The organism is Ulvibacter litoralis (assembly GCF_900102055.1).
Classification (GTDB): domain Bacteria; phylum Bacteroidota; class Bacteroidia; order Flavobacteriales; family Flavobacteriaceae; genus Ulvibacter; species Ulvibacter litoralis.
The window spans coordinates 1-1,213 of record NZ_FNBA01000050.1 but is presented as its reverse complement, the minus strand read 5'-3'; the positions used below and the strand labels follow the sequence as shown (position 1 = coordinate 1,213).

Annotated in this window: 1 protein-coding gene; it reads right to left on the bottom strand. The window is 33.9% G+C overall.

The genetic code is table 11. The features are described from left to right. Positions 1–31: 31 nt before the first annotated feature. On the bottom strand, positions 32–997 hold the full coding sequence (locus BLQ00_RS17385; protein ID WP_093145589.1) for an IS110 family RNA-guided transposase: 966 nt from the start codon (positions 995–997) through the stop codon (positions 32–34). Positions 998–1,213: the final 216 nt, after the last annotated feature.

Genomic DNA, 1,213 nt, shown 5'->3' with positions numbered 1-1,213 from the left:
AACAAAGAACTGAGCTAAAAAACAACTAATTCTAGTTTAATTTTGAAACATAATTTTTATCATACGGTATTCTTGATTTTGAGATGCCATAGGCTTGTTTAATTAGTTTGTTGCATACTGCTATTAATGCTAGCTTCTTGCTTTTACCCTTAGCTACAATACGTTCATATAAGGCCTTGCATTGAGGGTTATGAACACTTGCCGTAAAACTGCATAGGAACAAATGATTTCTAACTATTGGATTTCCGGTCTTACTAATTCTGGACCTTCCCCTTACGCTACTGCCGGAACTCCTTTCATTAGGGGCCAGACCTAAAAAGGAGGATATCTGTTTACAACTCTCAAAGTCTTTAAAGCTGTTTGTTGTAATGATTAATAACATCGCTGTCTTCTTTCCAATTCCAGGAATACTTGTAATGATTGTGAAGAGTTCTGGTTCATGGGTTTTGATCAATAATTCCATTTGTGTTTCCAAAAGATTGATTTCCTTTTGTAATTGTTTTAATTGACGTTTCAAAGAACGAATCATCAGGCCTTTGGTGTGTCCCTTACTACCCAAAGAGTGGAGCTTATTTTTAATGGCAGTTGTCTGTTTAAAATAAAGCTGAGTAACGGTCTGAAGCATCTTACACTCCTCTACATATTCAGGATCTGGGTGCCACAACAATAAAGACTGTTCTTGACCATATTGACAAATCATCTTTGCATCACTTTTGTCTGTTTTGATCTGATTCAATTTCATCTGTATGTATCGCTTTATTATCAATGGATTCATCACAGATACGCGGTGGCCTTTTTCAAATATGTATAATGACAATTGATAATGATAACAAGCTGTTGCTTCCATAATACACCAATGAGATGGAGTCAATGTCTTCACAAAACTCTTAAAACCATAAACATTATTAGTAAATTGTTGATGACCTTCTTCAGGACTGTAAACATCAAAAACATCTTTTGAGATGTCAATCCCAACAAAAATTGTATTTTTATTCATAACTGATAATTTATGAAAGAACAAAAACTACATTAAGTACAACAACCTAAAAACAGGCTCTATAGGCCTAAAGAACTGAACGTATTTGTGTAGTAAAAGAGCAGGGATTTTCAATGTTGACGGAATCTTAAGTTCCTACGTATATCTTAATCTTACTCTGCTCTTTTGTTCTTTCTATTAATTCTGAATTAAGTTAATGGAAATCAAACTTAGGAC